The organism is Lacinutrix sp., assembly GCF_023299985.1.
Taxonomy (GTDB): domain Bacteria; phylum Bacteroidota; class Bacteroidia; order Flavobacteriales; family Flavobacteriaceae; genus Lacinutrix.
In genome coordinates, this window is sequence record NZ_JALZVX010000072.1 from 1 (window position 1) to 6766 (window position 6766).

Genomic DNA, 6766 nt, shown 5'->3' on the forward strand with positions numbered 1-6766 from the left:
AATTCATGTTTATCATTGTCGTTTTTTTCAAGCCCTAAAAGGTTAGAGGTTGCCGCAAAAACATTTCCTGCAAGTTCTAGTCTTAATCTAAAAATAGAGAAGTCATTATCAAATAAATCATCCCTTTTGTCTTTTGTAAAGCTGAAATTTGTAGATAGAATAAGGTTGTCTTCTGTTAGTCTTTCTTTTCTTTCATTTATAGAATTTACAGCCTGTAAATCGGTTGTGGTTATAGTATCTACTGCTCCATTAAGTGCATCTGCTATAAATTGATTTGCTTGTGCTGGAAGTGCTAAAGTTTGGTCGTTATTTATGTAACCAGAATTTACAGCAATGGTATTTAAGCTATTAAAAGAGTTTTCGTAAACATTAAAGTAATTTGCTGTGTTTAGATTTTTTACAAATTGAATATTAAAAACGTCTAATCTATTAGAAACTTTGTTATTTGGAAACCATATATAATTAAAAGTTCCAGTAGCTGTTTGCTTGTCTAAACCTACATTAGTCTGGCTTGTTGTTGCTAAACTAATTCTAGTGGATGGAAACATAGAGCTTGGTATTATTTTTTCGGTATTAAAAGGAGAAAATAGTCTAGGTATTGTTAGTCTTAAATTAGCACCAATTTCGTTAATATCGAAAAATTGATCTCGATCGTTTGCTCCATCTTTCGAGGCACCAATAGAAGCAATACCAGAAAGTTCAAGAGTCTCTGCACCTTTAAAAACATTTCGCATTAATACACTTGGACTTAAAGAGAAACCAATAGTTTGTATATTACTTTGTGAAGCTTCTGCACTAAAACCTAGAGAAAAACGCTTTAGTGGTGTTAAGGATATGTTTGCTGTTAAAGTTGTATCTGCATTTTCGACGTAATCAATTCTAGGATACTTAAAAGTTTTTAAATTACTAATACGTCTTGAAGTTTGCGGTTTGTTTTTATCTTTAAAAATAGTGTTTGGTTTAATAAAAACAGCATCTGCTAACATTTTAGAATTGTAGCGTAACTTTTCTTTGCTATATATATTATAACCATTATAGTTTATAGAGTCTGTAATAGGTATGTCTTTGTCTTCGAAAGCGCTATTTGTATATATATTTACATCTTTTACCTTGTAAATTTTAAAGGGTTCGAACAAAACGGTGTCTTGCTCTCTAATTGATCTATCGCTTATTTGTAAATCGATATTAACTTTCTTGGTTTTTCCAATACTATCCATTTCAAAATAAATATTATCTTGAGAAAAATGATAAACTCCAGAGTTTCTAAAAACTTCTGTTATGCGATCTCTTTCGGCTAATACACTATTAGTTTTGTATTGCGTATTGGGTTTTAATAACGATTTTTCTTTTATATTTTGGTATAAAGAGTCTATAACTGGATTTGTAATTTTTGTAGAAAGCGAGTCTATTTGGTAAGGTTTACCTGTAGTTATTTTGTAATTTACAGAAGCGCTTTGGTTGTCGTTTCTAGTGGTTTCGAAATCTGCTTTAGCATCAAGCCAACCATTGTGGTAGTAATAATCTTCTAAACGTTTTATAGATTTTTTTGAAAGTATATCATTAACAATTACAGGTGCTTCTCCAGTTTTTTTTAACCAATTATTAAAAGCTAGTTTGTTTTTTTGACGTTGATTAAATTGCTTTTTAGATAAAAATTTAATTTGCCTTGCAGTTTGTTTTGGGTTGTTTTTAATTTTAGCGCTTAAAATAGAATCTAAATTAGGTCGTGCCAAATTATGAATGTAAAGCCTTGTTCTAATATTAGTATAGGGAATACTACTATTTGGTTTTTGATAAATAAGGTTGGCAACAGTTTCACTATCCTCGTCTTCTTCGTTTACTTTAATTGTAGTTTTAGTTAGTAAATGTTCATTTTTAGGCACATGCCTAACAGAACTACACGAGGTTAGAAAACCAAAAATTAAAATAATAAATAGTATTTTTGAATCTTGTATTTTCAATTAAACGGTCTTTAAAAGGATTTGTTTCGACTCTAATTTATAATTTGAATCTCTTACGATTCAAAAATACATTTTTTAAATGCTATCAAAAAGCCAAATAAAATTAATAACGCGTCTTAAACAAAAAAAACATAGAATTACTGATGGTTTTTTTGTTGCTGAAGGTATTAAAGTTATTAACGAACTTCTGGATTCTTCTTTAGAGTTGTATCATTTATTTACGTTAGAACCTTTCAAAAGTCATACCGAAAAGCAAACACTAATAACTGAAGCCGAATTAAAGAAAATTAGTTTTCTAACAACACCAAATAAAGCTTTGGCAGTTTTTAAAATTCCTAGCCAAAAAAACACACAGCTTCAAGGCTTAATAGTTGCTTTAGATAGTATTCGCGATCCTGGAAATTTAGGCACTATTATTAGATTGTGCGACTGGTTTGGTATTAAAGAGTTAGTGTGCAGTAAAGAAACTGTAGATTGCTATAATCCAAAAGTAGTACAAGCCACAATGGGATCGATAACTAGAGTTAATATTAATTATTTAGATTTAAATACTTTTTTAACTGAAGCCGAAACACCAATTTTTGGTGCTTTTATGGATGGAAAAAACGTTTATAAAAGTGAATTGCCCAAAGAAGGCATCATAATTATGGGTAATGAGGCTAATGGTATTTCTAAAGCTATAGAGCAACAAGTAACTAAGCATATTGCTATTCCTCGTTTTGGAGATTTACAAGCTACTGAAAGTTTAAATGTTGCGACTGCAACTGCTATTTTATTAAGTGAGTTTAGAAGAAAATAAGTTGAAAAGCGCCTAAGTTAAAAAGTATTTAAAGTTGTGCTCCGGAGTTTCTATAAACTGAGTGATCACATCTAATCTTTACGCCTTAGTGACCTTTGTAAGAAACTGAAAACTGCGACTGAATACTGAATACTTGTTTTCTACCTAAACGTCAAATTAATAAAAAGACCACGAGTTTTCAAAGAATTAATGTTTCCTGTCCATGGACTATTAGGGTCGGTATCTCTTACCAGTTCATCGTTTAAAGCAAAAACACCACGAATTGAAGGCGTGAATTTAAACCAGTATAAATAAAAATCTATACCAAAACCAATATCGTAAAATTGAGTGCTTTTTGTGCTTCTAAATTCTCCACCACTATTGTCTTCAGGGTTTTTTTCGTTACTAGATAAGTTTAAAGATGTTGCAAGACCAAAGGTAATAAATGGCTTGAAATTATTAAGGCGTTTTGTAGAAAGCCTTAGTAGTAAAGGAATATATACGTAAGTAGATTTTATTTCACGAATAAAATCTGAACTGTTTAAATCGTCTTCAGGAATACCTTCAAAATAATTTTCAGGATAATTTAAAGTTCTTGCAGCAATTATTAAACCTGGTTCTAATCTAATATTAATGTAATCGTTAATGCGAACATCTCCAACCAAACCAACATTAAAACCAACGGTTTTTGTGTTAAAAATATCGCCTTTATTATCATTATAGTCTATTTTGTAATCTAAACTATTACCACCAAAGTAATATCCCCAACTTAGTACTTCTTTATCTAAGTTTTGATTATTCTGTACTTTCTCTCTAGTAAATAGTTGAGCAGAACACACAGAAGTGGTTGTAATAAATAGAATTAGGGCTAATAATTTCCTCATGTTACTGTTTTGATGCTGTATAAATTGTTGCCACACCAAAAGTTTGTGGCAAGTCTTTAACATTTATAAACCCAATATTACGCAAAATATTGTTTAAATCTTCACCAAAAGGAAAAACAGAGGCACTATCGCTTAAATATTTATAAGCTGTTTTATCTTTAGAAAATAACCGTCCAACAGTTGGTAATATTATTTTAGAGTGAAACTTGTAGCCTTGTTTAAAAGGAAATTTTGTTGGTACAGAAGTTTCTAAAATTACAAAAGTACCATTTGGTTTTAGTACACGTAAAATATCTTTTAATCCTTTTTCTAATGTTTCAAAATTACGAACACCAAATGCAACCGTAATAGCATCGAACGTATTGTCTTTAAAAGGCATGTTCTCGCTATCTCCAATAATCATTTCAATTTTATTATCAAGATTTTTAGTAGCAATTTTAGTTTTTCCAACTTCAAGCATACCACTACTTATATCTAAACCTATAATTTTTTCAGCACTAGTTTCAGCTAAATTAATAGCTAAATCTCCAGTTCCAGTTGCAATATCTAAAACAGTTTTTGGATTGGTAGCTTTTACTATTTCTACTACCTTTTTCCTCCATTTAATATCTATTCCAAAAGAAATAACACGATTTAAACCATCGTATTCTTCAGAAATAGTATCAAACATTTTTGTAACCTGCTCTTTTTTACCAAGGTCACTGTCTCTATAAGGATTTATTTTTGTCAAAATAATTTTTTTACAAAGATAATACATTGATTACCCTTTAAAAAACATGAAAACAATTAATTAACTCAAGTAAATTAGACTTTTTCTTTTTTAGTAAATACTATAAATTCTTTGCCTTAATGAAGCTTTTCTTTCAACGACATAGCTAAAGTTATGGTATTTAAAAATATAGAAGCAAAAAGATAAGTTTATAGCAAAAAGACAAAGTTTAAATCACTTCATTATCTTTGCAGTCCCTTCATACAAAATAAATAATGAAAATAATTATTGCTGGAGCTGGTGAAGTTGGATTTCATTTAGCAAAATTATTGTCTTACGAATCGCAAGAAATTACGTTAATAGATCCTGATAAAGAGAGTCTTTCGTATGCAGACAATCATTTAGATATAAAAGTTTTAAAAGGAGACGCTACCTCAATTGCCATGTTAAAAGAGGCAAGAGTAGAGAGTTGCGATCTTGTAATTGCTGTTACAGCCTCTGAAACTACAAATATTACGGTTTGCGTTTTAGCCAAGCAATTAGGTTCTAAGCGTACAATTGCGCGTATTTCTAATACCGAGTTTATTACGCACAAGGATGAGGTAGGTTTTACACGTTTTGGTATAGATGAATTAATTTCTCCGGAGTCTCTAGCAGCTTCAGAAATTCAGTTACTACTTAACCAATCTGCATTTAACGAGAGTTACGAGTTTGAAGATGGTGCATTAACAATGGTAAGTTTAAACTTATCTAAAACAGCATCTTTTGTTGGTAAATCTGTTAAAGAAGCAGCGCAATACTTTTCAGAAATACATTTTGTTCCTATCGCTATTCAGCGTTTTGGTACACAATACACAATAATTCCAAGAGGAGACACACTTTTTAAAGAAGGAGATACCGTTGTGTTTATTACAAGTGCTGGAGGAGGTGATGAATTGTGTAAAATGACAGGGAAAACAAATACAGCTATTAAAGATGTAATGATTCTTGGTGGTAGTAAAATTGGTTATAAAACGGCTCGCGATTTAAGTAAAAATCAATTTAATGTTAAATTAATTGAAAAAAACAGAGAGGTTGCCATAGATCTTGCCGATGAACTGGAAAAGGTTTTAGTAATTAATGGAGACGGAAGAAATGTAGAGTTATTAGAAGAAGAAAATATTAGTGATATGGATGCTTTTATTTCGGTAACAGAAAATTCTGAAACTAATATAATGTCATGTCTTGTCGCCAAATCCAAAGGTGTTAAAAAAACTATCGCGCTTGTTGAAAATATGGATTATTTTGAGTTGTCTCAATCCATAGGTATAGATACTTTAGTTAATAAAAAACTACTTGCAGCTAACAATATATTTAGATACATTCGTAAAGGCGAAGTTGTAGCAATGACAAAACTTAACAACATGAATGCAGAGTTGTTAGAGTTTAAAGTAATGAGCGATTCTAAAATATGCAATAAGCGAATTAAAGATGTTCAGTTTCCACGTTCTGCAATTATTGGTGGTGTTATTAGAAATGGAGAAGGTTTAATTGCTTTAGGGGATTTTATAATTGAAGAAGGCGATTATATTGTAGTTTGTTGTTTACAAAGATCTATTAAGCAAGTTGAAAAATTGTTTCTGTAACCTATTATGTCTAAAAAGAGCCTAAAACTTAATTATAAAATTATTTTCCATTTTTTTGGATTGTTATTTCTTTTTAATGGTGGTTTTATGCTGCTATCAACATTAGTGAGTTATATCTATAGTGATGGTGTTACCTTTAAATTATTTTTATCGGGTTTAATTACTTTGCTTATTGGTGGTTCTGCAATGCTTTATACTAGAAACCATAAAAAGGAAATGAATAAGCGCGAAGGATACATAGTAGTAGCTTTTGGGTGGATTGTTATGGCATTATCTGGAACGCTACCTTATATATTGACGGAAACGATACCAAATTTTACAAATGCTTTTTTTGAAACTATGTCTGGTTTTACAACCACAGGAGCCTCTATTTTAAAAGATATTGAAGTGGTGCCAGAAGGTATTCTATTCTGGAGAAGTTTAACACATTGGATTGGTGGTATGGGAATTATTGTACTTGCAGTAGCCATTTTACCATTATTAGGAATTGGAGGTATGCAACTTTTTGCAGCCGAAGCTCCTGGACCAAGTGCAGATAAATTGCATCCCAGAATTACAGATACAGCAAAGCGTTTATGGCTTATATATTTGGGATACACAGTAGCAGAAACGATATTGCTTAAAGCAGCAGGTATGTCTTTTTTCGATGCCATAAATCACTCGTTATCTACTTTGTCTACAGGAGGATTTTCTACTAAAAATGCAAGTGTAGCGTATTGGAATGATAAGCCTTTAATACAATACATTATTATTACATTTATGTTTCTAGCAGGAACAAACTTTGTATTAAGTTATTTTGCATTTAAAGG

At 30.7% G+C, this 6766-nt stretch carries 6 protein-coding genes; 3 read left to right on the plus strand and 3 right to left on the minus strand.

The window, feature by feature from the left end; genetic code table 11:
- A partial coding sequence (locus tag Q0C58_RS03620) for an outer membrane protein assembly factor (RefSeq protein ID WP_290697639.1) occupies nucleotides 1-1961 on the minus strand: 1961 nt, incomplete at its 3' end.
- A 79-nt stretch (nucleotides 1962-2040) separates the two neighbouring features.
- Here Q0C58_RS03620 and Q0C58_RS03625 point away from each other — a divergent pair.
- Nucleotides 2041-2760, plus strand: coding sequence for an RNA methyltransferase (locus Q0C58_RS03625; protein ID WP_290697644.1), 720 nt, complete (start codon nucleotides 2041-2043; stop codon nucleotides 2758-2760).
- Between the two features lie 140 nt (nucleotides 2761-2900).
- Here the strand turns inward: Q0C58_RS03625 and Q0C58_RS03630 are convergent, their stop codons facing one another.
- Together Q0C58_RS03630 and ubiE are read right to left on the minus strand one after the other, a co-directional pair.
- A complete protein-coding gene (locus tag Q0C58_RS03630) occupies nucleotides 2901-3623 on the minus strand; it encodes a porin family protein (protein WP_290697647.1) in 723 nt (240 codons plus the stop codon).
- A gap of 1 nt (nucleotide 3624) precedes the next feature.
- Entirely contained in the window at nucleotides 3625-4356 is a 732-nt protein-coding gene (ubiE, locus tag Q0C58_RS03635; protein WP_290697653.1) for a bifunctional demethylmenaquinone methyltransferase/2-methoxy-6-polyprenyl-1,4-benzoquinol methylase UbiE, read from the minus strand.
- 251 nt (nucleotides 4357-4607) lie between these two features.
- Here ubiE and trkA point away from each other — a divergent pair, with 251 nt between their 5' ends.
- Both trkA and Q0C58_RS03645 read left to right on the plus strand, forming a co-directional pair.
- Entirely contained in the window at nucleotides 4608-5957 is a 1350-nt protein-coding gene (gene trkA, locus Q0C58_RS03640) for a Trk system potassium transporter TrkA (protein ID WP_290697649.1), read from the plus strand.
- Between the two features lie 6 nt (nucleotides 5958-5963).
- Nucleotides 5964-6766, plus strand: an 803-nt coding sequence (locus Q0C58_RS03645) for a potassium transporter TrkG (protein ID WP_290697651.1), incomplete at its 3' end; no start/stop codon positions are given.